Source organism: Blautia sp. AM47-4 (genome assembly GCF_003479865.1).
GTDB lineage: Bacteria > Bacillota > Clostridia > Lachnospirales > Lachnospiraceae > Fusicatenibacter > Fusicatenibacter saccharivorans.
This window is the reverse complement of record NZ_QUHY01000021.1, coordinates 35,103-59,383: the sequence shown is the minus strand read 5'-3', so window position 1 is coordinate 59,383 and position 24,281 is coordinate 35,103. Positions and strand designations below refer to the sequence as shown.

Annotated in this window: 18 protein-coding genes, 1 other RNA gene and 3 pseudogenes; 5 read left to right on the top strand and 17 right to left on the bottom strand. The window is 49.1% G+C overall.

Annotated features, from left to right (window positions below):
- Window positions 1-62 precede the first annotated feature (62 nt).
- The 3 genes from DW965_RS13540 to DW965_RS13530 all read right to left on the bottom strand — a co-directional run bounded on the left by DW965_RS13540 (window position 63) and on the right by DW965_RS13530 (window position 3,177).
- A complete protein-coding gene (locus DW965_RS13540; protein ID WP_055265670.1) occupies window positions 63-752 on the bottom strand; it encodes a CvpA family protein in 690 nt (229 codons plus the stop codon).
- A gap of 12 nt (window positions 753-764) precedes the next feature.
- Window positions 765-1,961: a DUF5711 family protein gene (locus DW965_RS13535; protein WP_055226860.1), complete on the bottom strand. Its 1,197-nt coding sequence runs from the start codon at window positions 1,959-1,961 to the stop codon at window positions 765-767.
- Window positions 1,962-2,049: 88 nt separating this feature from the next.
- Window positions 2,050-3,177, bottom strand: a complete 1,128-nt coding sequence (locus DW965_RS13530; RefSeq protein ID WP_243036637.1) for a LysM peptidoglycan-binding domain-containing protein — start codon at window positions 3,175-3,177, stop codon at window positions 2,050-2,052.
- A gap of 17 nt (window positions 3,178-3,194) precedes the next feature.
- Here DW965_RS13530 and DW965_RS13525 point away from each other — a divergent pair, with 17 nt between their 5' ends.
- Together DW965_RS13525 and yyaC are read left to right on the top strand one after the other, a co-directional pair.
- Entirely contained in the window at window positions 3,195-3,500 is a 306-nt protein-coding gene (locus DW965_RS13525; protein ID WP_119198477.1) for a hypothetical protein, read from the top strand.
- 56 nt (window positions 3,501-3,556) lie between these two features.
- Window positions 3,557-4,144 carry a spore protease YyaC gene (gene yyaC, locus DW965_RS13520; RefSeq protein ID WP_055226856.1) on the top strand — a complete coding sequence of 196 codons (588 nt, stop codon included), beginning with the start codon at window positions 3,557-3,559 and terminating at the stop codon, window positions 4,142-4,144.
- A gap of 91 nt (window positions 4,145-4,235) precedes the next feature.
- Here yyaC and DW965_RS13515 read toward each other — a convergent pair whose 3' ends face one another.
- The 9 genes and pseudogenes from DW965_RS13515 to ffs all read right to left on the bottom strand — a co-directional run bounded on the left by DW965_RS13515 (window position 4,236) and on the right by ffs (window position 12,464).
- The gene (locus DW965_RS13515) at window positions 4,236-5,177 is read right to left on the bottom strand and encodes a transketolase family protein (protein ID WP_055219295.1); all 942 of its coding nucleotides are present in this window, start codon (window positions 5,175-5,177) and stop codon (window positions 4,236-4,238) included.
- Window positions 5,165-6,003: pseudogene (locus DW965_RS13510) on the bottom strand (transketolase). Before DW965_RS13510 ends, DW965_RS13515 begins: the two are co-directional and overlap by 13 nt.
- Window positions 6,004-6,112: 109 nt before the next feature.
- Window positions 6,113-6,766, bottom strand: coding sequence for a fructose-6-phosphate aldolase (gene fsa, locus DW965_RS13505; RefSeq protein WP_022463272.1), 654 nt, complete (start codon window positions 6,764-6,766; stop codon window positions 6,113-6,115).
- A gap of 279 nt (window positions 6,767-7,045) precedes the next feature.
- Window positions 7,046-8,149, bottom strand: a complete 1,104-nt coding sequence (locus DW965_RS13500; RefSeq protein WP_117761711.1) for a LacI family DNA-binding transcriptional regulator — start codon at window positions 8,147-8,149, stop codon at window positions 7,046-7,048.
- 2 nt (window positions 8,150-8,151) lie between these two features.
- Complete coding sequence (recR, locus tag DW965_RS13495; protein WP_022463270.1) at window positions 8,152-8,748, bottom strand: recombination mediator RecR; 597 nt, start codon at window positions 8,746-8,748, stop codon at window positions 8,152-8,154.
- Window positions 8,748-9,101 (bottom strand): YbaB/EbfC family nucleoid-associated protein, encoded by a 354-nt coding sequence (locus tag DW965_RS13490; protein WP_022463269.1) that lies wholly within the window; start codon window positions 9,099-9,101, stop codon window positions 8,748-8,750. Before DW965_RS13490 ends, recR begins: the two co-directional genes overlap by 1 nt.
- Window positions 9,102-9,133: 32 nt before the next feature.
- Window positions 9,134-10,783 carry a DNA polymerase III subunit gamma/tau gene (gene dnaX / locus DW965_RS13485; RefSeq protein ID WP_055265662.1) on the bottom strand — a complete coding sequence of 550 codons (1,650 nt, stop codon included), beginning with the start codon at window positions 10,781-10,783 and terminating at the stop codon, window positions 9,134-9,136.
- A gap of 144 nt (window positions 10,784-10,927) precedes the next feature.
- Window positions 10,928-12,007, bottom strand: coding sequence for a 6-phosphofructokinase (locus tag DW965_RS13480; RefSeq protein WP_022463267.1), 1,080 nt, complete (start codon window positions 12,005-12,007; stop codon window positions 10,928-10,930).
- 194 nt (window positions 12,008-12,201) lie between these two features.
- Window positions 12,202-12,464: signal recognition particle sRNA large type (gene ffs, locus DW965_RS13475), an RNA gene on the bottom strand.
- Window positions 12,465-12,678: 214 nt separating this feature from the next.
- Between ffs and DW965_RS13470 the strand changes: the two genes are divergently transcribed.
- The 3 genes and pseudogenes from DW965_RS13470 (at window position 12,679) to asnA (ending at window position 15,634) form a co-directional block, all read left to right on the top strand.
- Window positions 12,679-13,422, top strand: a complete 744-nt coding sequence (locus DW965_RS13470; RefSeq protein WP_117761712.1) for a ThuA domain-containing protein — start codon at window positions 12,679-12,681, stop codon at window positions 13,420-13,422.
- A 133-nt stretch (window positions 13,423-13,555) separates the two neighbouring features.
- Window positions 13,556-14,407 carry a sugar phosphate isomerase/epimerase family protein gene (locus tag DW965_RS13465; protein ID WP_119198476.1) on the top strand — a complete coding sequence of 284 codons (852 nt, stop codon included), beginning with the start codon at window positions 13,556-13,558 and terminating at the stop codon, window positions 14,405-14,407.
- Between the two features lie 214 nt (window positions 14,408-14,621).
- Window positions 14,622-15,634: pseudogene (asnA, locus tag DW965_RS13460) on the top strand (aspartate--ammonia ligase).
- Between the two features lie 150 nt (window positions 15,635-15,784).
- On the opposite strand, the gene DW965_RS13455 reads toward asnA, so the two are convergent.
- The 5 genes and pseudogenes from DW965_RS13455 to rpsG all read right to left on the bottom strand — a co-directional run bounded on the left by DW965_RS13455 (window position 15,785) and on the right by rpsG (window position 24,225).
- Window positions 15,785-19,180: a DEAD/DEAH box helicase gene (locus DW965_RS13455; protein ID WP_119198475.1), complete on the bottom strand. Its 3,396-nt coding sequence runs from the start codon at window positions 19,178-19,180 to the stop codon at window positions 15,785-15,787.
- Between the two features lie 52 nt (window positions 19,181-19,232).
- A complete protein-coding gene (locus tag DW965_RS13450; RefSeq protein ID WP_118601389.1) occupies window positions 19,233-19,898 on the bottom strand; it encodes a DUF2399 domain-containing protein in 666 nt (221 codons plus the stop codon).
- A 333-nt stretch (window positions 19,899-20,231) separates the two neighbouring features.
- Window positions 20,232-21,425, bottom strand: a complete 1,194-nt coding sequence (gene tuf / locus DW965_RS13445) for an elongation factor Tu (RefSeq protein ID WP_022463261.1) — start codon at window positions 21,423-21,425, stop codon at window positions 20,232-20,234.
- A 197-nt stretch (window positions 21,426-21,622) separates the two neighbouring features.
- A pseudogene (gene fusA, locus DW965_RS13440) lies at window positions 21,623-23,739 on the bottom strand (elongation factor G).
- A gap of 15 nt (window positions 23,740-23,754) precedes the next feature.
- Window positions 23,755-24,225, bottom strand: a complete 471-nt coding sequence (gene rpsG / locus DW965_RS13435) for a 30S ribosomal protein S7 (protein WP_022463259.1) — start codon at window positions 24,223-24,225, stop codon at window positions 23,755-23,757.
- Between the last annotated feature and the right edge of the window lie 56 nt (window positions 24,226-24,281).

The following is a 24,281-nucleotide window of genomic DNA, read 5'->3' as shown; positions in this document are numbered from 1 at the left end:
GCATTTTCCTCGTCCCCCCTCCCACCAAAAAACGGCCCCACAAGGAACCGTTTTTTCTCATCTTATAATACATTCTTCAACAGCATCAGCACCGGATTATTCTCCCGAATCCATGCCAGCGCCATATCGCCCTGGATCTGCTTCATGCATACATTCCCCCAGTGTGTCGCCTGAAAGCAGTACACCACCGCAAAGAAAATCCAGATCCACAGCACCGCACGCACGACACCAAGTCCTGCTCCTCCCATGCGGTTCAAAAAGCTGATCCCCGGAATCTCCGCAATCAATTCCACAATTTTCACCGCAATCGTCACGAAAACAACGGCAAGCACCAGCGTCAGAAAGAAAGCAATCCCTTTCATAATCTTTTCCGATACCGCCTTCGCCGCGTAGGATGCCAAACTGTGCAGCTGTTCCTCCTGGTACTCCCGCACCGCGCCGCTTCCGAGGATCTGGTTCACCAGCTCCTCCGGCACGCCCATGCTCTCCAGCCATTTCTTCTGCACATCCTGGTTTTCCCCCGACAGAAATTCATTGTTTTCAAATGTCTCTAAACATTTCTTCTCCACATACTGCGGCAGCGTTGTCCGCTCATTCAGCACATCCGTTACATACGGATTCATCCAGATCGCCAGTCCTGTCACCAGAATCAGGGACACCATGGACAGCACTGTCCGGACCAGCCCCTTTCGATATCCAGCCAGCGCGGAAAGAATACACACCGCAAGTAATACGTATCTCAGCCAATTCATGTTTTTCTTCTCCTATTTCAGCCGGATCATCGAAACGCCGTCCTCCTCCGCGAGCAGATACCGGTTCTGCCCCATGCCGAGGATCTCGTGAATCTGTGTTTCGCTGACCACGCCGCTGTACTTCTTTCTTCCATTTAAGGTATATACACACAGCTCCTGCCGGTTCGTCAGCAGAATCTGTTTTTCTTCTATCTGAAGGTTCTGGTAATAGAAATCCAGATTTTCATCCGCAAGCTGCTTTCCTTTCAGATTGTAGATTTTCATCCGGTAAGGATGATCGTCGCTCTCCCCGCGCAGAATCAGAACCACGCGGTCGTCCGCATACGCGCAGCTTAAAATTTCTCCATCTTCCGATACGCTCACCGTTTCCTTCGGCTTGTTTGTTCCTTCATAAACGCGGAAGCCGTTGTCAAAGAAGGCAACCCATGAGGATGTTCCCGCGGTTTCGATCTGCGGGCACAGCATATCGGTGTAGCTCGATGAGCTTGCAAGATTGTCCACCAGATCCTCGCCCCTGCTTCCGAAATTGTAGAAAGCGACCTGTGATTTCATCTTGCCGCCGTCTTCGTAAGCGTAGGAAACCGCCATCCAGAGTCCGTCCGCGGAAAGTGAGAGATCCATCGGATAGCCCGGGCTGTCCATGTTCGGGTGAGAGGAGGCGATCTCCGTTCCATCGGTATTATAGTATTTGATCCAGCTCTCCCCGTTGTTTTCCAGAATCGCCGCAACGACGCCCTGGCCTGCAACGGATGCTTTCACGATCGGATACGACGCGGTAATTTCGCCGGCCTTTCCATCGGCATCGTATACAACAATTTTGGTTCCGTTTTTATCGTAAATGGCAATTGCATCGCCGCAGGATATCATCTGCGGATTTTCCATGGTATAATGATCGCTCCAGAGGGTCTGATTTTCCCGGTCGCGCAGTTCGATGCCGTCGATACCGTAGCGCACGATCTTATTTCCGGATTTCTGAAACATATACGTATCGGTGTCCTCGGTCTCTGTTGCCTGTACTGTGTCGTATCCCTGAAAAGTACGCAGCTGAAGCCATACCCCTGTACCAATTCCGGCCGCGAGAATGGCTCCTGCAAGGATTCCAACGGTGATCCGGCGTCTGCGTTTTCTTTTTCTGTTTTCTGCTTTATACTCCTCAAGATCCCGGACTTTTGCTCCGTTCTCCTGTTCTTCTCTGTTTTTTCCGTCCATTTTCATTCCCCTTATGTTCTTTTCGGACTTATTTTCTGCCGCCCTTTCGGCCGCAGTTTGATTCCGCTCTAGTGTACCATATTTTTCTCTATTTTGGGAGGTATATTTTCTGCCCCGCATATATGAGATCTTCCACCGCGATCTGGTTCAGTTCGCAGATATCTTTCACTCTGCTCATCGTTCCGTAATATCTCTCACTGATTTTCGAGAGGCTGTCCCCCTTCTGTACGGTGTACTCCTGCCAGACCTGCGCGGCGGTTTCTGCCGTCTCACTGCCGGAAGCAGTTCCCGGGGCGGACGATGGCTCTGCTCCCGGTGCTGGATCTGTCTGCACCGTACCGGTATTGTTCTCCGCTGCACCAGTCTGCTCCCCGCCGGATGTGCTTTGCTCTCCGCTGCCTGCCGGATCCGTTCCGGATAAATTCTGCTCCTCACTTACCGCCGCGCTCCCGCTCTCATTTTCCGTTTCCAGTTCCGTTCCTGTGCTTTCCGGTGTCGAAGTATTTTCCCCTGTGTTTCCCTCTTCCGCCGCTGATGCTTCCGCTGCACTCTCCGCCGTCTGTGTCTTCTCTCCCTGTACGTTTCCCGCCACTGCTACCGTCTGCTCCTTTGTTTTCCCCGGAAACGGCAGCGCATCTCCGTATTTCTGCGTCACCGTCACAAGAAGCGCCGCAGCCGCGCATGCTGTCATCGCATAGAGGATCGGCTTTCTGTGATCGTGTTCCGGCTCCTCCCCGCTCTTCTCCTCAATCATCTTCCGAAAATCGCTGACAGCGCGGTCGGGCACGCTCTCTCCGTTTTCGATCGACCGGTTCTGATTCTGATCGATCAGATACGACTGCATCGGCTCATTCTTTTCATAATAAATGTAAAAGCCTCCCGTGCTCCGCAGGGTGCCGCCCTCGTACGTATAGAAGGTTTCCTCTTTTTCCTGTCCGTTGACGCGGAACAGCGTCTTGTCATTTCCGCCGAAGTGGTTCAGATGCGCTCGGATGATCTGTTCATTCAGATCCTCCCCGTATCCCGGAAGAGAAAGTGCCCAGCCGAGGATCTGCTGGTTTTTGAAATATTTTTCCATCACATCGTGGACCTCCGTCCATACTGCATCATCGAAGACCAGGTGATCCGGCGCCGGCTCCATCGTATGAATCGCGGCCGCGCTGCGGATAAAAAAGTAGGAAATTCCGTCCGCCCACTTAAATTCACCGAACAGCATGGCGGCACGTCCCTCTGGTGCGGAAAATATTTTTTCAGAAAGGTTCCGACATAATCTTCCAGATAAATCCGCTCCCTGCCGTTCGTATCACCGACCTGGCGGATATTTTTCGGCAGATGAAAGTATCCCTCGTTGCCGTTCGCCTGCTCTTTGTTTTCTTTATAGACAATCTCAATCATGCTTTTCACCCCTTTTTGCCTACTTTATCACGGATGTTCCGCGAAAAAGATCGTTTTGGGGCAGGGCTGTCACGGTTTTTTCCGACTGTTTTCCCGTTTTTCTGCACCGGAGGGCATGTCATGTTTTTTTCATTGCAGGAATAGTTTATACCATATACGGTTAAACTGTGGATGATTCTTCTGAAAGGCAGGTACCGGTCATGTTTCGAAAAAAAGACGCCGAAGTTTACTACATCAATGAGCGAAGCCGCAGCGCCAGCGAAGAGCTGGCGTCGCTGTTTTCTTACTGCATTCAAAAGGACGGACGCATGTTCCGTGAACTGGTATTTCTCTGCATCGGAAGCGACCGGATCACTGGGGATTCCTTAGGACCGCTGATCGGGTACCAGCTTTCGCCGTACTGCAGCCGCATTTTTCATGTCTATGGAACGCTGGATGACCCGGTGCACGCCCTGAATCTACCGGACCGGATTTCGTACATCCATTCCCGCCACCCGGAGGCACTGCTCGTTGCGATTGATGCTTCGCTTGGTTCGCGGCGTCATCAGGGATACATCACGATCGGAAACGGGGCGATCCGGCCGGGCGCGGGGGCAGGGAAGACGCTGCCCGAGGTCGGGGATATTTTTATCACAGGCATTGTGAATGTATCGGGCAGTTTTGAACAGCTTCTTCTGCAGACAACCCGGCTTGCCACGATTTTCCATATGGCGGAATCCATCTCGCAGGGAATCCTGCTCGCCTGCCGGGAACTTGAGGCGGCCGGGACAAGCGAACTTCTGCTTTAAGAAAAACTGCAGACAGCAAAACAGGCAGAGACTGCACCATTTTCCGGTGTGGCCTCTGCCTGTTTTCTTTTGTCATTTATTTCGAAAAATCTTATTTACAGAACTCTTTTACCTGCTCGTAAACGCCCTCGCCGTCGAGTTTGTATTTTGCAAGAAGAGCGGCTGCCGGGCCGGACTCTCCGAAGACGTCCTGTACACCGATTTTTTTCACCGGAACCGGGCATTTCTCTGCCAGTGCATCGCAGACTGCGCTTCCAAGTCCTCCGATCACCGAGTGCTCTTCTACGGTTACGACTTTGCCGGTCTCTTTTGCTGCTGCAACGATCAGCTCCTCATCCAGCGGTTTGATGGTGTGGATGTTGATGATCTTGGCATCAATGCCGTCTGCGGCAAGTTTCTCTGCTGCTTCCAGAGCGGAGCTTACGCAAAGGCCTGTTGCAACGATGGTGACATCCTTGCCTTCACGGAGAACAACGCCTTTTCCGAGCTCAAATTTGTAATCCGGTCTGTCGTTGATCACCGGCACTGCCAGACGTCCGAAACGAAGGTAAACCGGTCCGTTGTATTCATAAGCTGCTTTCACGCAGGCTTTTGCCTCTACATCATCTGCCGGGTTCAGGATGACCATGCCCGGGATGGTTCTCATCAGGGCGATATCCTCGTTGCACTGATGTGTTGCGCCGTCTTCTCCTACGGAAATTCCGGCATGGGTAGCACCGATTTTTACGTTCAGATGCGGGTATCCGATGGAGTTGCGTACCTGCTCAAACGCACGGCCTGCGGCAAACATCGCGAAGGTGCTTGCGAACGGAACGATGCCTGTGGTGGAAAGGCCGGCAGCGATTCCCATCATATTACATTCTGCGATACCACAGTCGATGTGACGGTCCGGATATGCTTTTTTGAACACACCAGTCTTGGTTGCTGCTGCAAGGTCAGCGTCGAGTACGATCAGATTGTCATGCTCTGCGCCAAGTTCAACCAGTGCATTACCGTAACTTTCTCTTGTTGCGATTTTCTTTACTTCTGACATAACGCTTCACCTGCCTTTTCCAGTTCTGCCATAGCAATTGCGTATTCTTCATCGTTCGGAGCTTTTCCGTGCCAGCCTACCTGGTTCTCCATGAAGGAAACGCCTTTTCCTTTTACGGTCTTTGTGATGATGGCGGTCGCATGCCTGTTACGGTGCGCGCCTCATCAAATGCAGCTTTCAGCTGATCGAAATCGTTGCCGTCCGCTACGTTGATTACGTGGAAGTTGAATGCCTCGAATTTTTTGTCGATCGGGTACGGACTGTTGACATCTGCTACGTTTCCGTCGATCTGAAGTCCGTTGTTGTCTACGATCACAACGAGGTTGTCCAGATGTTTTGCTCCGGCAAACATGGCTGCCTCCCAGACCTGACCTTCCTGGATTTCACCATCGCCAAGAAGTGTATAAACACGAAATGCTTTGTTCTGCAGTTTTGCACCGAGTGCCATTCCGACTGCTGCGGAGATTCCCTGTCCGAGGGAACCGCTTGACATATCAACGCCCGGGATATGTTTCATATCCGGATGTCCCTGCAGATAAGATCCAAGATGGCGAAGGGTCAGCAGATCTTCTTTCGGGAAATAACCTTTTTCAGCCAGTGCTGCATACAGTCCCGGCGCTGTGTGGCCTTTCGAAAGTACAAAACGATCGCGGTCCGGATCTTTTGGATTTTTCGGGTCCACGTTCATTTCTTCAAAATACAGATACGTGAAAATATCGGCTGCAGACAGAGATCCGCCCGGATGGCCGGCCTTTGCTGCATGAACGCCGCTGACGATCCCTTTGCGGATCTCATTGGCCGTCTTCTGAAGTTCTAACTTGTTCATGTCTTTTCTCCTTGTTTAGTTGAATCGGAATCAAAAGCTGGAAATATCGCTATTGTTCACTTTGTTCACAATACCATATTTCCAGCTTTTATGCAATCATGTTTAGGTCTTATTCGCCGAATACAGCTTTGTAGTCAGCCTGGAATTTTGCGATTCCGGCGTCGGTCAGAGGATGTTTGGTCATCTGTACGATTACGTTGTATGGAACAGTTGCAATGTCTGCACCAGCCAGTGCGCAGTCGGTTACGTGGATCGGGTTGCGGACACTTGCTGCGATGATCTCGGTGTCGATGCCGGCTACGTCGAAGATCTCAACGATTTCACGGATCAGATCAACGCCGCGGGTGCTGATGTCATCGAGTCTTCCAAGGAATGGGGAAACATAAGTTGCACCTGCTCTTGCAGCCAGAAGTGCCTGGTTTGCGGAGAAGATCAGGGTTACGTTTGTCTTGATGCCCTCTGCGCTCAGAACTTTAACAGCTTTGAGTCCTTCTACGGTCATCGGGATTTTAACAACCATGTTTGGATGGATGGCTGCGATCTCACGGCCTTCTTTGATCATGCCTTCTGCATCTGTTGTGGTAGCTTTTACCTCGCCGCTGATCGGTCCGTCTACGATCTCGGTGATCTCTTTGATGACCTCTTTGAAGTCACGTCCTTCTTTTGCGATCAGGGACGGGTTGGTGGTAACGCCGCAGATAACGCCCATGTCGTTTGCTTTTTTAATGTCCTCTACTTTTGCTGTGTCGATGAAAAATCTCATGTTGTTTTTCCTCCCATATTCATACTTTCGTAAGGTTTCGGGGCCTGTTGTTTTCCGCAGAACGGCTCCGTTTTTCTGTTATCTCCAGTATAGATATGTTTGGTTTTTCCGTCAAGTCGGCCTCATTTTTATTAATTAATTTATTATTTATAAATACTATTTTATAAATTACTCTGGCGGATTTTTTCTCATTTTTTCCGGTTTTTCCTTTTCTTTGTGTTTTCCCGGTTTGCGTCGGAGCTGTTTTATTCAAAATTATTAATAATAATTTCAGCCGTCCTATTTATTTTTTAATTTTTCGGTTCTTGCATACGAAGTGCTGCGCCGCACGATCAGTTTCGGCTCATACTCGACATGATACGTGCTTAAGGGTTCATTGCCGTCCTGGCTTTCCCGAAGAGACTGGATTTTCCGCAGGATGATATCGCACGCATCGCGGCCCTTCAATGGCACATAGTGGTCAATCGTCGTCAGGGAAATCGAGCGGAAGCTGGAATAGACGGTGTTGTCACATCCCACTACGGAAATATCCGCCGGAATGCGCAGTTTGCTCTCGAGCACGGCGTCCATGATCCCGAACGCGATCATATCATTCATGCCGACGATTGCCGTAAGGTTCTTGTCCTCCCGCAGCAGTTCCTTCGTCAGATAATAGCCCATCTTGTACTCAGAATCCATGCTCGGGATCACCTCGTCGAGGTCCTCATCCGCCGATTTGACGATCACGCCGTGGCCGTATCCTGCCTCCTCAAACTCGCGCACAAAGCCCTCCACGCGTTTCAGGCGCTGGCCCTGTTTGGAAGTCAGCGGAGGTGAAACAAACGCCACATGCCGGTGTCCCAGTTCCAGCAGGTGGCGTGCCATCAGCCTGCCGGGTTTTGCATTGTTCAGCTCGACCGCATCAATTTCCAGCAGCTCTTCTCGGTTGTTGATGATGACAAGCGGAATCTCCGCGGCCAGCTCCTCCACTTTTTCCTTGCAGCTTCTGCTCGGATTGCAGGTGTAGATAATTCCGCGCGGGCGCACACTCTTCATCATCCGAAGATAATTCTCTTCGATTTTCAGGTCCCTCTGCGTATTGCAGACAAAGACCCCGTAATTCTTCTCTTTTGCAACTTCTTCGATGCCGTGCAGCAGCATCACATAGTAAGGATTCGTCAGCGTCGGACAGAAGACGACGATCAGCTTGTTGCCGTTCGACTCTCTTCTCATCTTCCGCCGCGGAATCTGGTAGCCCAGCTCTTTTGCCGCCGCCTCCACTTTTTCTACTGTTTCCCGCGAGAACGAAACGTTTTCCCGCCGGTTCAGGATCATGGAGACCGTCGCCTGGGATACGCCTGAGGCTGCTGCGACATCACTGGATGTCACTTTTTTTCTGCCCATAATTACAGCTCCGTTCTGCCCTCTAACGCACGCAGAAGGGTGACTTCGTCAATATTTTCCAGATCGCCGCCCACCGGAACACCGCTTGCAATCCGCGTCACCTTGATGCCGGTCGGCTTGATCAGCTTGCTGATGTACATGGCCGTTGTCTCGCCCTCCAGGCTGGAGTTCGTGGCAACGATAACCTCCGAGACATCGCCCTGGAGGCGCTGCATCAGCTCTTTTAACCGGATGTCGTCCGGCCCAATCCCCAGCATCGGGGAGATGGCCCCGTGCAGGACGTGGTAAACGCCGTCGTATTTTCCGGTTTTTTCATATGCCGCAAGATCCTGCGTCGTCTCCACCACCATGATCACGCTGTGGTCGCGCTTGACATTTGCGCAGATCGGGCACAGCTCTTTGTCGGTCAGGGTCTGGCAGCACTTACAGTACTGGACATGGGATTTTGCTTCTGTGATCGAATCGGCCAGCCGTTTTGCCTGGTCGGCCGGCATATTCATAATATGAAAGGCCAGTCGCTGTGCGGTTTTCACACCGATGCCAGGCAGATGGGACAGCTGCTCGATCAACTGATTGATGTATCCGCTGTAGTAATCCATCAGAACGGGAATCCTCCGCCCATGCTGCCGAGTCCGCCGGCAAGTTTGCCCATAGCTTTGGCTGCCTCGTCCTCAACTTTGCGCAGTGCTTCGTTGGTTGCTGCCATGATCAGATCCTCGAGCATTTCTACGTCGTCCGGATCTACGGCATCTTCGCTGATTTTAACTTTGGTTACTTCTTTTTTACCGGAAATGGTTACTTCTACGGCTCCGCCGCCTGCTGTCGCAGTGAACTCTTTCTCCTCCAGTGCTTTCTGGTTCTCTTCCATCTGCTTCTGCATTTTCTGAGCCTGCTTCATCAGATTGTTCATGTTGCCCGGCATTCCTCCCGGGAATCCTCCTCTTTTTGCCATGGTAATATCCTCCTGAAAAATTTGTTTTTAATTTATTCTTCCCCGTCGTCGAAGTCGCTCTCGTCGTCCTCCTCGACCGGGATTCCATGAATCGCCTGCGTCAGTGCATCATCCACGGAAATCGTGGAGAGCGCGGCGTTTGCATGCTGGTCTGCTAAAATGAGCTGGACCTCTACGGTTTTTCCAGTCATCTGTTCAATAATGGTGCGGATCTCATCGGCTGCCTCCGGCCGCTCAACGTAGATGGATGCGAGCTGGTCTGCAAACTCAACAAACAGTTTGGCGTCGCCCGTCTCGCTGTTGTATTTCGGAACGGCGCTCTGCAGAAACTGGCGGAACATGCCGCTTGTCTGGCCGACAATTGCCTTCCAGGACGCGCTGATGCGCTGTAAATCCGCCGGTGCGGCTTTCACTGGTGCCGGTGCACTCTGCGGTGTTTCTGCCGCCGCATAGCCGTCTCCGGCCGCTCCGGAGCCTCCTGCACTGCCGTTTCCTGCTCCCGGTGCATTTGTCACCATCATCGGGATTCCGCGCTCCATTTTTTCTTCGAGAATCCTAAGACGCTCCAGCACGGATTCGAGGTTCTGCTCCATCTGCGGTTTGCAGAGTTTGACGAGCGCCACCTCAACGAGCACGCGCTTCTGCGCCGCATAGCGGAGCTGGCCGGAGAGCTCGGATAAAACGCGGATATAGTGGATCAGCGTCTCATCGTCTACCATCGTGCTCTCTTCTTTTAAGAGCTTCAGGTTTTCTGTAGAGACGTCGAGCAGTTCTTCGGTTTCATCTGCGCTTTTTACCAACAGCAGATTCCGCAGATACCACGTAAAGTCGGTAACGAACTGTCCCAGCTCTTTTCCGCGGTTTAAAAGGGTTTCCAGCGTGCGGATGCTTCCCGTTACATCCCCGGCGAGGATCGTGCGGAGCATCTGGCTGAAGATTTCGGTATCAACAGTTCCGAGAACCTCAAGGACTTTATCGTACGTCAGCTTCTGCCCGAGGTAGAAGGCGATGCACTGGTCCAGGAGGCTTAACGCGTCTCGCATGGATCCGTCGCCCGCCTTTGCGACGTAGCGGATGGCTTTTTCTTCGACGTCCACGCCCTCTTTTTCCATCAGTTCACTAAGACGCGCCGCAATGGTGTCGATCGTGATGCGGCGGAAATCGTACCGCTGGCATCTGGAAAGGATCGTCACCGGGATTTTGTTTGCCTCTGTGGTCGCCAGAATGAAGATGACATAGGACGGCGGCTCCTCCAGGGTTTTTAAGAGTGCATTGAACGCTCCGGTAGAAAGCATATGCACCTCGTCGATGATATAGACTTTATACCGTCCCTGTGTCGGCCGGTAGGCTACCTCCTCACGGATTTCACGGATGTTGTCGACACCGTTGTTCGATGCCGCGTCGATCTCGATGACGTTCGTGGAAACGCCCGCCAGAATCGCCTTACACGTCGGACATTCGTTGCACGGGCTTCCGTCCACGGGATGTTCGCAGTTGACCGAGCGGGCGAGAATCTTGGCGATCGTCGTTTTTCCTGTTCCGCGGGTTCCGCAGAACAGGTACGCATGACCGATGCGGTCCGCGCGGATCTGATTTTTTAATGTTGTTACAATGTGATCCTGTCCTTTTACATCCTCAAAGGTGGAAGGACGGAATTTTCGGTACAGAGCAGTATAGCTCATAAAATTTTTCTCCTTTTATTGCATCGGCATGGAAGCCTGCCGCCGGCAGTTTCTTTTGGACAGCAGTGCAACAGAAGAACGGAGACCTTGTTCTTCTTGCTTTAAGGCCTCCGTTCTTTTTCCTTGCCTTTTTTCGGGAACGCATCAATCGCCGAAGCTGATTCCCATCCGTTTTGCCTGCAGGACTTCCTGTGCATTCGGATCTACGGTCTTTAATTTTCCGGCGCACTCGCCCAGCGGAATTTTCTTTACTTTTCCGTTGACCATTCCGACCATGTAGCCGTACTGTTTGTCCAGAATAAGCTGTGCTGCCTCGGATCCGAGTCTTGTGGAAAGGACACGGTCATACGGACACGGGCTGCCGCCTCGCTGCATGTGGCCCGGTACGGTGACGCGGATTTCCATGCCTGTCTTTGCCTCGATCTCTTCTGCGATCTTGTAGGATACGGACGGGTATTTCTTTGCGATTTCTTCCTGACGTTTTTTCAGCTCTTTCTTCGGAAGTGCTGCGTCTTCTTTTGCAATTGCACCCTCGGCAACGGCAAGAATGGTGAATCCGCTTCCGCGCTCTTTTCGTCTGTTGATGGCCTCGCATACTTTTTCAATATCGTATGGAATTTCCGGAATCAGGATAACGTCTGCGCCGCTTGCGATTCCGGCGTACAGCGTCAGCCAGCCTACTTTATGACCCATAACCTCTACGATAAAAACTCTCTGGTGAGAGGAGGCTGTTGTATGGATGCAGTCGATCGCATCGGATGCAATATTGACGGCACTGTAGAAACCGAAGGTCATATCCGTTCCGTAGATATCATTATCGATGGTTTTCGGAAGATGGATAATATTCAGTCCTTCCTCTCTCAAGAGGTTTGCTGTTTTCTGGGTTCCGTTTCCGCCAAGAATGACAAGGCAGTCCAGAAGGAGCTTGTGGTAGGTATGCTTCATTGCTTCCACTTTGTCCAGACCGTTTGCATCCGGGGTACGCATCAGCTTGAACGGCTGACGTGAGGTTCCGAGAATAGTTCCTCCCTGTGTTAATATACCGGAAAAATCTTTTGCACTGAGCATGCGGTAATCGCTGTAGATGAGGCCTTTATAGCCGTTCATGAATCCGTATACTTCGAGATCTTTTACATTGTTTGCAAGGCCTTTTACGACTCCGCGCATGGTCGCATTTAATGCCTGGCAGTCTCCGCCGCTTGTTAACAGACCAATTCTTAACATATGACTTTTCCCATCCTGTTCTTTATTAGATTTTCACGACTGCTTCTTGTTTCTTGGCAGTATTATGGAATGTTTACATTATACCCTATTTTTTTCGTTCTCACAATAGTTCGGGGGAAGAAAGCGCGGGAGTTTCTATTTTTTGTACGAAAAAAGGAAGTCTGTGGTTCAGGCTTCCTTGGATTTTCTTTTTTATGCGCGCCGCACTTCGAACTCTCACCACGAACGTTACTCCTACAGCCTACTCGGCCCAGGCACCCTCACGGCACACAGGAGATTCCACTTAGTGCTGCTGCATTCCTGCCCTGACACGGTTCATGGAGTCCTGTTGCGTAAGACCCAGACGTCAACGTCACTTATAGAAGGCAGCTTCGCAATGAAAGAGCCCTCGGATTGGCATCACCCCCGCTGTAGCGGATTGCGGGTACAGGGCACCGCTATCTCCCCGGCTGCGCATTGTTTAGTATACGGGATTTCGGAGGGGATGTCAAGGAATTTGTGAATTGAAATATTGGTATAGCACGAGTATAATTTATAGTAAGGTCAGAAAATAACGCAAAAATTCAGTACCGCAGAGTGTGAACGACTGCTTTTTTCATTATTTTCAAGATTTGCTATCGATAACTTTTTGAAAATGATACATTTTTTTCTTATAGAAGGAGGATGGACGAATGATACGAGTTACGGTCTGGAATGAGTTTCAGCATGAGCGAACGCAGGAGAAAGTGAAAGAGATTTATCCGGACGGGATTCACACCTGTATTGCAAAGTTTCTGGGACAGGAGGAGGAGCTTTCGGTTCGGACGGCTGTGTTTGACGAGAAGGAGCATGGGCTGACGGAAGAAGTGCTGGCAAATACCGATGTGCTGGTGTTCTGGAATCATATGCTGCAGGAGGAGTTCTCGGACGATGTGGCCGAGCGGGTTCGGCGTCATGTGCTGGCCGGAATGGGGCTGGTAGTTCTGCATTCAGGGCATTATTCCAAGATTATGCGGAAGCTTCTCGGAACAAGTATGACGCTTCGGTGGCGGCATGGGGATCGTGAGAGACTGTTCTGTACGTGTCCGACCCATCCGATCGCGCAGGGAATTCCGGCATGGGTGGATATTCCGGAGGAAGAGATGTATGGGGAGTTTTTTGATATTCCCAAACCGGATGATGTGGTATTTACGGGATGGTTTGCAGGCGGTGAGGTGTTCCGCAGCGGATGCACCTTTACACGTGGGCTGGGCAAAATTTTCTATTTTCAGCCGGGACACGAGGAATACCCCATTTACCATATGCCGGTGATTCAGAAGATTATCAAAAATGGGGTACGCTGGTGCGTTCCTGTAGTACGAAGACCGGCACCACTGGATAATGCATGGGTGAATCCATCTACGGAGGAAGTGTATCTTTCTTCACACCAAAAATAGCAGCTGCAGTTTACCGATATCTGTATCCCGTTTGATTTTTTCAAAACAGGGGTCTGATTTCACGATCAAAAATGTTCTGCAATACACGGATGGAATCTGCGTACACATTGCATAAATCAGGAGGAAATGTTATATGAGAAAGCTTTCCGTTTTTTACGAACACATTCTACAGGCGTGTGAGCAGTCCGGTAAGACGATTCCGGAAGTGCTCGCGTTCTGCAGGGAGCAGGGAATTTCGGCTGTTGAGATGAACTACAGTCTGTTTGCATCAGAAAGAGAGGTCATTGCCCCGATGCTTTCCGATGCGGGGCTGGTGATCAGCTGTATGCATGAAACCTTTGATTTTTCCCATGATACGGATCTTGGCAGAGCACAGCAGATGCTCGATACTGCGGCATCGCAGCAGGTTTCGCGTGTCCTGTTTGTTGCAGGCGCGCTTGAAACTGCCGAAGCGGCAGAGCTTGCAGCCTGCAGCAGCACCTATGAGGCAACGAGTACTTTTATGACCGAAAACAAATCGATTCAAAATATGGTACATGCGCTTTCCTCACTCGCCGAATATGCGGCTTTGCGTGGCGTTACGATTACCTTAGAGGACTTTGACGGTTTTTTACAGCCGTTTGCACGCACATATCCGCTGCTCTGGTTTATGGAGCACGTGCCGGGGCTGCGGTATACGCTTGATATCGGAAATTTTGCTTTCAGTGATGAGGATGTTTCGTATGCTGCCTGGCTTCTGAAGGATTATATTGTCCATGTTCACTGTAAGGATCGTGCCGAAAGTCCGCTCGTTCACGGACGTTTCTGCCGCGGCCTTGGCCAGACACCGGCCGGAACGGGATATCTGCCGATGGCAAAGCTTCTTACAGATTTAGAAGCGTGCGATTACGACGGTTATCTCGCCATCGAGCATTTCGATGCGCCGGATCAGTTATCGTTCATCGAACAGTCCGCAGCGTTTCTGCGCCAGTGGGTTTCCGAATAATTCCGCCTCTTTCATAAGCGCTCTGATTTTCGGAAAATTTCGTATTTCCGGGGAGAAATTCAGCAAGGAAAATATGTCGAAAAAATTCTTTACTATCTTTGGTTTTTTCGTATCTTTTCCTTGCTTTCCAGGGAAAACATGGTAAACTAAATTTGAAGCTTTTTGAGAAGGCATGATTCGAAAAGCAAATCTAAAACAAGAGGGTTTTAAAGTAATGGGAGAAATTATTATTCCGCAGGGTTACAAATCTGCATTAAACCTCCACGATACACAGGTGGCGATAAAACAGTAAAGGATTATTTCCAGCATGAGCTGACACATCGTCTGCATCTGCTCCGTGTAACAGCTCCACTTTTTGTACAGCCGGAAACCGGCTTGAATGACAATCTGAATGGCGTAGAACACCCGGTTTCTTTTGAGTTAAAGGATCAGGGTACCAAGAAAACCGCTGAAATTGTTCAGTCTCTGGCAAAATGGAAACGGTACGCACTTCACAAATACGGCTTCTCTGAGGGAGAAGGCATCTACACCGATATGAACGCCATCCGCCAGGACGAGGTGACCGACAACATTCACTCCGTTTACGTGGATCAGTGGGACTGGGAAAAAATCATGTCCCCGGAAGAACGCAATCTTGATTTCTTAAAGAGTACCGTAAAAGATATCTATGAGGCACTGAAAAACACGGAAAAACATATGGCAGACCAGTACGACTACATCGAAACCATTCTGCCGGATGAAATTTTCTTTATCACTTCCCAGGAACTTGAGGATCGCTATCCGAATCTGACTCCAAAGGAAAGAGAGTATACAATCACCAAAGAAAAAGGTGCTGTCTTTATTATGCAGATCGGCGGCGTGCTTGCTTCCGGAGAGCGTCAGGACGGACGTTCCCCGGACTACGACGACTGGTCCTTAAACGGCGACCTGATCGTTTATTATCCAGTGCTTGACATCGCTCTTGAGCTCTCCTCCATGGGTATCCGCGTCAACGCAGATGCTCTCCGCGCTCAGTTAAAGGAATGCGGATGCCAGTCCCGCGCGAAGCTTCCCTTCCAGAAATCCATTCTGAACGGCACTCTCCCGCAGACAATCGGCGGCGGTATCGGACAGTCCCGTATCTGTATGTTTTTCCTGCGCAAAGCGCACATCGGAGAGGTACAGTGCTCGGTATGGCCGATGGAGACACGAGAGGTGATGGATGTGATGAATATTCAGCTTCTGTAAGATTGGTTTCGAATAGACTATTACTGTAAAAGGGATACGTTTCCTGTCCGCCCGTTTTCAGGGTATGACAGAAACGTATCCCTTTTATATTTTCCTGCATTGCTGCTGCATTTCGTCCTTACATCAAATCTTTTTCTGCTTTTCGCGGTTTCAGAACCGTTCTTCCAAAAGCTCAAGCAGTTCCTCTCTCTGAAAGGATGCTGTCTTAATTTCATCACCGGAAAGGATCTCTTCCGCCAGCTCTTTTTTCCTCTGCTGAAGCTTGATGATTTTTTCCTCGATGGTTCCTTTTGCAATCAATTTGTATACCGTCACAACATTTTTCTGCCCAATACGATGTGCACGGTCTGTCGCCTGATTTTCAACTGCAACATTCCACCATGGATCGTAATGGATGACGATATCCGCGCCGGTCAGGTTCAGGCCGGTTCCGCCTGCTTTTAGGGAAATACAGAATACAGACGTGTCATCCCGGTTGAACTGTTCCACCATTTGTGCACGCTGCTCTTTTTTCGTGCTTCCCTGCAGGACAAAGTAGCTGATGCTTTCTTCCTGCAGACGCGCGGTCAGGATCTCGATCATCGAAGTGAACTGGGAGAACAGCAGGATTTTGTGGCCGGATTCCACGGCACTCTGAATCAGCTCGATGCAGAGATCGAGTTTTGCCGAACCGCCTTCGTAATTTTCGTAAACAAGCGCAGGATCACAGCAGAGCTGACGCAGCCGCGTCAGTTCAGAGAGCACCTGGAACCTGGAATCGGCAAATTCTTCCTCTGTCTGGTTCTGCAGCATAAGCGCCAGCCGCTGGGCATGTGCATGATACAGCTCCTTCTGCTTCTGTTCCATGCAGGCAGCCATATTTTTCTCAATTTTATCCGGCAGATCCTTCAGCACTTCCTTCTTCAGACGGCGCAGAATAAACGGACGGATCATCTTTTGCAGACGTTCTAATCTTTCTTCGTCGCCGTTTCGCACAATCGGAAGTTCAAACTGCTCGCGGAATTTCTGATATCCATAGAGGAATCCCGGCATCAGATAATCAAAGATGCTCCATAGTTCACTTAACTGGTTTTCTACCGGTGTTCCGGTTAATGCCAGGCGGAACGATGCATGGATCGTTTTCACAGCTTTTGCTCCCTGCGTTGCGTGATTTTTGATGAACTGCGCCTCATCAATGATCTCGCAGAAGAACGGGAGATCCTGATACAGTTCGATATCGCGGCGGAGCAAATCGTACGAGGTAATCAAAATATCCTGCATACCGGCATTTTGGATCATCTCTTTCCTCTGTTCCTGTGTGCCGGCGACGAGTCTCGTCTGCAGCTCCGGAGCAAAGCGGGCACATTCGCTCTCCCAGTTATAGACGAGAGATGCCGGTGCAACGATCAAAGAACGACGATTTGCATCTTCGGGTGCTTCCTGCATTTCAGATAAGAGAAAGGCGATGGTCTGCAGCGTCTTTCCAAGTCCCATATCATCCGCCAGAATACCGCCAAAGCCGTTCTGGCATAAGGTTTTCAGCCACCAGAATCCTGTTTTCTGATATTCACGGAGCTGTGCCTGCAGATTGTCCGGAAGTTCAAAATCGTTCTCCTCTGCAGTTTTCATATTTCGGATCAGCATACGGAACTCGCGGTTTTTCTCAACCTGAAGATCATCCTGCTCTTTTAAACGGGTATCGAGGTAGAGTGCTCGGTATTTCGGAATTGTGATCTCGCCGCTCTTCAGCTTTGCCTCGGAGATCTGCAGATTTTCCCGCAGTTCCGAGAGAACGCGGATACCGTCCTCGTCCATATCCATAAATTCACCGGTCCTCAGGCGGTAAAATTTCTTTTTCCGGTCATATTTTGAAAGAATCTCTGCCAGTTCCTCCATGCCAAAATTGCCCGGATTCAAATGAAGTTCCAGTACATTTTCTGCGAGGGATACACCGACAGAAACTTTCGGGGACGGGATGACACGGATCGCTTTTAACCGGTCAGAAACAAAAATTTCGCCCAGTTTCTGCAGATCTTCCATACCGCTGCTTAAAAACTCATACATCTCATCGGCTCCCTGGAGAAGCATCTGATGTTTCCGCGCATCATAGGCACTGAAACAGGATCGAACGAGCTGGTTTGCCGCCGCTTCTTTCCGTACATCACGGCCATGGGAAAGCTGATGGATATCGTTTGCATCTGCAAAAACATTGTATTTTTTCTCGCCATAGACAGCCAGAAGTTCGCAGGTAATCATATCATGCTGCGGCGCATCCAGATAAATCTGAAATTCCACCTGCGGCGGAAGATACTGCTGTAATTCCAGCTTTTCTTCTTTTTTTACCTTAAAATGTTCCTCCAACACCGGAAGAAGTCCCTGGCAGAAGGTCGGGATATCTTCTTTTGCAATTTCACAGACTCCGTCCGGACATCGCTCCATATATTCCAGGAAGTCGCAGACTTCTGCTATCTCTTCCCTTGGGATTCGGTAAATTGTATTTTTTTCTGAAAGAAAATACAAATATTTTCTGCCATAAAAAATGGGATCCGCGTACATCTGTACCTTTAGGCCATCTGCTTTCCGTAAAAGCTTCATTTCATACTGTGGCATCCCCTCCTGGCAGTGCCACAGTTTTTCTTCTCTCCAGTTCGTACGACAAAAGAACTCCTGGCTGCCAACAGCCTCAAAAAATTCATCCATATTCTGCACAGAAATCATCACATAACGGTCATCAAAGCAGGACGCATAGCTGCCGGTACCTATCTGATAGCATGAGCCGCGTTCCATGGTATATGCGCTCAGAAATTCTACCATCGGACGGCTTTCTTCTTCAAAAGCATCCATACAGTGCAAAAAAGAAAGCTGTGCACCGTAGCTGACCGTTTCCATATTTTTTACAGCTGCTGTCATTTTTGAAACACTTTTTAATACATACATCCTTTTGCTTCCGATTTTAAATTCTGCCCGAAAGGAATCGTCAAACTGGCTCTCCAGATGAATTTCCAGTTTAACCTGACCTGCTTTTGCTTTCGGCAGAAAAGCAACCTGATCCCGCATCGCATAATGTGAAAGCAGTTCAGAAAAACCGGGGCTCGTCTCTGCTTTTGGTGTTGGTTTTACTACTTTTCTGACAATTTTATGTTCTCCCTGGAATTCTTCCATTCCTTTTTTCACGCCGACAGCACGAAGAAGCTGCTCCAGTTCCTGATGTTCTTCGTCATTTCTCACTTTTTCTTCCAGTTTTTTTCTCTCTTTTTTCCGCCATTCAAGATAGTACAGCAAAACAGCGACACAATGTTTGCACAATCCCCAGTACTGCTCATGTGCCGGACAATCACAATCATCTTCCATAATTTCAGACATTTCTTCATCTACAGAAACGCTGACACAATACATATTTTTTCCGCTTCCGTCTACGACAGCTGTAATTTTATGCAGTTGATATCCGAAAATATCCTCCATTTCCTGTACCTGAAAAGCATGCACTTTCTGTTCTTCATAGATCTTTTTTCCACGGTTATATGATACAGAATTCGTCTCCTGTTTGATGTCCGCCTTTGTAATCATGCTGGTAAAATCCTTTCTGTTCTATCTTTTCCCATCATTCACAATTCGTATTTTACAGATTCTGGTTTTGATCACATCCGACAAGCTTCTCGGAAAGCTCTTTTAAAGTATTTTCCTGATATCCCGCTTTTCCTGTTTTCCTTACCAGTTCCGCCGTTTCTCTTAATAACGGGTGCCAAATGTGTTCCAGTTTTTTTCTGCCATTCTCTCCAAATACTTCTTTTGAAAGACTGTTCCGGTAATCCTCTGGTGACATTCCAAAGAATTGGATTCTGTTTCCGAACCGCTGCCAGAGTCTGTCGGCAATTCCAATCCCATCCGGGTCAAGACCTCCACTGTAGTAAATGGGAATCCCACTCTGTACGATCAACGAAATCAGTTTTAATGCTGCATACCGCGGCTGTCCCGACGTACACAGCAGCGACACATTCTTTCCCTGCACCTGTTCCATAAGATAGCTGAATACCATTTCGTTTTCCACAATGTATACACACGTTCCGACAGGCTGTACTTCTGTAATACCCTTCAGATTTTCCATGGTAAGCACATACGGTTCCCTGCATCGGCAAAAGGCTTCATATGCAGGATGCCATATCTCCTGTTTTTTCAAACGAATTCCAAACGCATGTACCAGGGAAGAAATGTTATCCGGTACAATTCCCACGCACTGCAGCAGTTCTCTCCATTGCACTCGGTACTGATAAATAAGAGGTTTCATCAATTGCCTCCAAGTAGTCCATCTTTTTTCCTTTCTTCTTCTCTTTTATTTCAACTAATAAAAATTATATCATATCCTGCTATATATGATAAGTTTCTTTTGGTTAAAAACAGAAAAACCCCGGCCGCCTTACGGCGCCGGGGTCTCTTACGTTTGAGCACAAGTATCTTTCGATACAATTATATTTTATTTCCCGCAGTGCTTTCCTCGATTTCGCTTCGCTCCATCTCGGTCGGGCTGTCGCCCTATAAATTCTCCGACTAATGCCCTTGTGTGAGCAAGCTCCCACCGGTCATTACTCTCCGAATTTGCACTGCTCATAGATAACCGAAATTAGTCGATCAGAGTAGCAACACGGCCTGATCCAACGGTACGGCCACCCTCACGGATAGCGAAGGTAAGACCCTGATCCATAGCGATCGGGTGGATCAGTTCGATGGTCATCTCTACGTTATCGCCAGGCATGCACATCTCAGTTCCTTCCGGAAGAGTGATAACACCTGTTACGTCAGTTGTACGGAAGTAGAACTGCGGACGATAGTTGTTGAAGAATGGAGTATGACGGCCACCCTCGTCTTTTGTCAGAACGTATACCTGAGCGGTAAATTTGGTATGGCAGTGAACGGTACCTGGTTTAGCCAGAACCTGTCCTCTTTCGATCTCTGTTCTCTGAACACCACGAAGCAGAGCACCGATGTTATCACCAGCCTGAGCCTCATCGAGGAGTTTACGGAACATCTCGATACCAGTTACAACAGTTTTCTTGGTCTCTTCTTTCAGACCTGCGATTTCAACTTCCTCATTCAGATGAAGAACACCAGCCTCAACACGGCCAGTAGCAACAGTACCACGACCAGTGATGGTGAATACATCCTCTACAGGCATGATGAAGTCTTTATCTGTGTCACGCTGCGGATCCGGGATCCAGCTATCTACTGCATCCATAAGCTCCATGATTTTATCTCCCCATGGGCCAGCCGGATCTTCCAGAGCTTTCAGAGCAGAACCCTGGATGATCGGAGTGTCATCTCCCGGGAAGTCATACTCGTTCAGCAGCTCACGGATCTCCATGTCTACCAGCTCAAGCAGCTCTTCGTCGTCTACCATATCGCATTTGTTCATGAATACAACGATGTAAGGTACACCTACCTGACGGGACAGAAGGATGTGCTCTTTTGTCTGAGCCATAACACCGTCTGTAGCAGCTACTACAAGGATAGCTCCGTCCATCTGTGCAGCACCAGTGATCATGTTCTTTACATAGTCAGCATGGCCTGGGCAGTCAACGTGTGCATAGTGTCTTTTCTCTGTCTGATACTCAACGTGTGCAGTAGAGATTGTGATACCACGCTCTCTCTCTTCCGGAGCTTTATCGATATCTTCGAAGTTCTCAGCAGTGTTTCCTTCTACTCTGGTAGAAAGTACTTTTGTGATAGCTGCGGTCAGAGTTGTTTTACCATGGTCAACGTGGCCGATGGTACCAATGTTACAATGCGGTTTTGTTCTTTCAAATTTAGCTTTAGCCATTTTAAAATGTCCTCCTTAAAATTGCGCCCAGTGGGCTTTTTTGAGACTAAATTGGTGGCAGGAACCCACCTGAATCGTAAACCTGCTAAGTCTGATTATATTGCATTTCCGTCTTATTTGCAAGGGAAATCTCAGAAAAATAATACTTTTAGGCTGTGCAGCCTTTGACAGCTGCACACCCGATTATTTTTCTTACATTATTTTGCTTTTGCAGACAGAACTTTTTCCTGTACGTTTTTCGGAACCTGCTCGTATTTATCAAAGAACATGGAGTAGTTACCACGTCCCTGAGTTTTAGAACGAAGGTCTGTTGCGTAACCGAACATTTCAGCCAGCGGTACGAATCCACGGATCATCTTTCCGCCGCCGATGTCATCCATACCCTCGATACGACCACGACGGGAGTTGATATCACCGATAACATCACCCATGTAATCTTCCGGAGTGGAAACTTCGACTTTCATGATAGGCTCAAGAAGAACCGGAGCACCCTTCTGCATAGCTTCCTTGAATGCCAGAGAACCAGCAATGTGGAATGCCATCTCAGAAGAATCGACCTCATGATAAGATCCGTCGTATACATTTGCATGAACACCGACTACCGGGAAGCCTCCCAGGATACCGGCTTTCATAGCCTCTTCGATACCTTCGCCTACAGCCGGGATATACTCTTTCGGAATAGCTCCACCGACAACGGTAGACTCGAATTTGTAAATCTCTTCGCCGTTTGCATCCATAGGCTCGAATTTAACTTTACAGTGACCATACTGTCCACGTCCACCAGACTGTTTTGCATATTTGCTGTCGATGTCTGCCGGTTTGGTAATGGTCTCTTTGTATGCACCTGCGGAGCACCTACGTTAGCCTCTACTTTGAATTCACGAAGCAGACGGTCAACGATGATTTCCAGATGCAGCTCACCCATACCAGCGATGATGGTCTGACCAGTTTCCTGATTGGTGTGTGCACGGAAGGTCGGATCCTCCTCAGCCAGTTTTGCAAGGGACTCGCCCAGTTTGCCCTGGCCTGCTTTTGTCTTAGGCTCGATAGCCAGCTCGATAACCGGCTCCGGGAACTCCATAGACTCAAGGATTACCGGATGCTGCTCGTCGCAGATAGTATCACCTGTGGTGGTGAACTTGAATCCGATTGCAGCTGCGATGTCACCGGAGTAAACTTTGTCCAGCTCCATACGTTTGTTTGCATGCATCTGAAGGATACGTCCAACACGCTCTTTTTTATCTTTTGTTGCATTCAGTACGTAAGAACCGGAGTTCATGGTTCCTGAATACACACGGAAGTATGCCAGTTTACCAACGAATGGGTCTGTCATAATCTTGAATGCCAGTGCGGAGAACGGCTCCTCATCGGAAGAATGTCTTACGATCGGGTTTCCGTCCAGATCGGTACCCTCGATTGGCGGGATATCGGTCGGAGCCGGCATGTACTCAAGGATCGCATCCAGGAGTTTCTGAACACCTTTGTTTCTGTATGCAGAACCGCAGCATACCGGTACAGCTGTACACTCGCAGGTAGCTTTACGCAGAACTGCTTTCATCTCGTCTACAGACGGGATATCATCATCCAGATAACGCATCATCAGCTCATCATCCAGCTCGCAGATTTTCTCTACCAGCTCGGTGTGATACAGCTCAGCGTCTTCTTTCATATCTTCCGGGATATCAACGATGGAGATATCATCGCCCTTATCGTCGTTGTAGATGTAAGCTTTCATCTCGAACAGATCGATAATTCCCTTGAATTCATCTTCCTTACCAATTGGAAGCTGAAGGCAGATAGCATTTTTACCAAGTCTGGTCTTGATCTGATCTACAGCGTTGTAGAAGTCAGCACCAAGGATGTCCATCTTGTTGATGAATGCCATACGCGGTACGTTGTAGGTATCAGCCTGACGCCATACGTTCTCAGACTGAGGCTCCACACCACCTTTTGCACAGAACACGCCGACAGCGCCGTCCAGTACACGAAGAGAACGCTCTACCTCTACGGTAAAGTCAACGTGGCCTGGGGTATCAATGATGTTGATACGGTGCTCAAGAGCGCCCGGTTTCGGCTTGCAGTTCTCTTCCAGAGTCCAGTGGCAGGTTGTAGCAGCTGAAGTAATTGTGATACCACGCTCCTGCTCCTGTTCCATCCAGTCCATGGTAGCAGTTCCTTCGTGAGTATCACCAATCTTGTAGTTAACACCGGTATAGTACAGGATACGCTCGGTCAGGGTTGTTTTACCTGCATCGATGTGAGCCATAATACCAATGTTTCTGGTTCTCTCTAATGGATATTCTCTTCCAGCCAACGGATTTTCCTCCTCTTAGAATCTGTAGTGAGCAAATGCCTTGTTAGCCTCTGCCATCTTATGAACTTCTTCTTTCTTCTTCACAGAAGCACCTGTGTTGTTAGATGCATCCAGAATCTCGTTTGCCAGTCTGTCTTCCATGGTACGCTCGCCTCTCTTACGAGAATAAGCGGTCAGCCAACGAAGGCCAAGAGCCTGACGTCTGTCCGGTCTTACCTCGATCGGTACCTGATAAGTAGCACCACCGATACGTCTTGCTTTTACTTCAAGAACCGGCATGATATTGTTCATTGCTTCTTCAAATACTTCGATTGCTGGTTTTCCAGCTTTTTCTTCTACTTTAGCAAATGCGCCGTATACGATTTTCTGGGCAACGCCTCTCTTACCATCCAGCATGATGTTGTTGATCAGCTTGGTTACCACTTTGTTATTGTATAACGGATCTGCTAAAACATCTCTTTTCTGAGTATGTCCTTTACGTGGCACGTTACTTCCCTCCTTAACCATCATTCGATTAAATCATCGGTACTCACACTTATTTG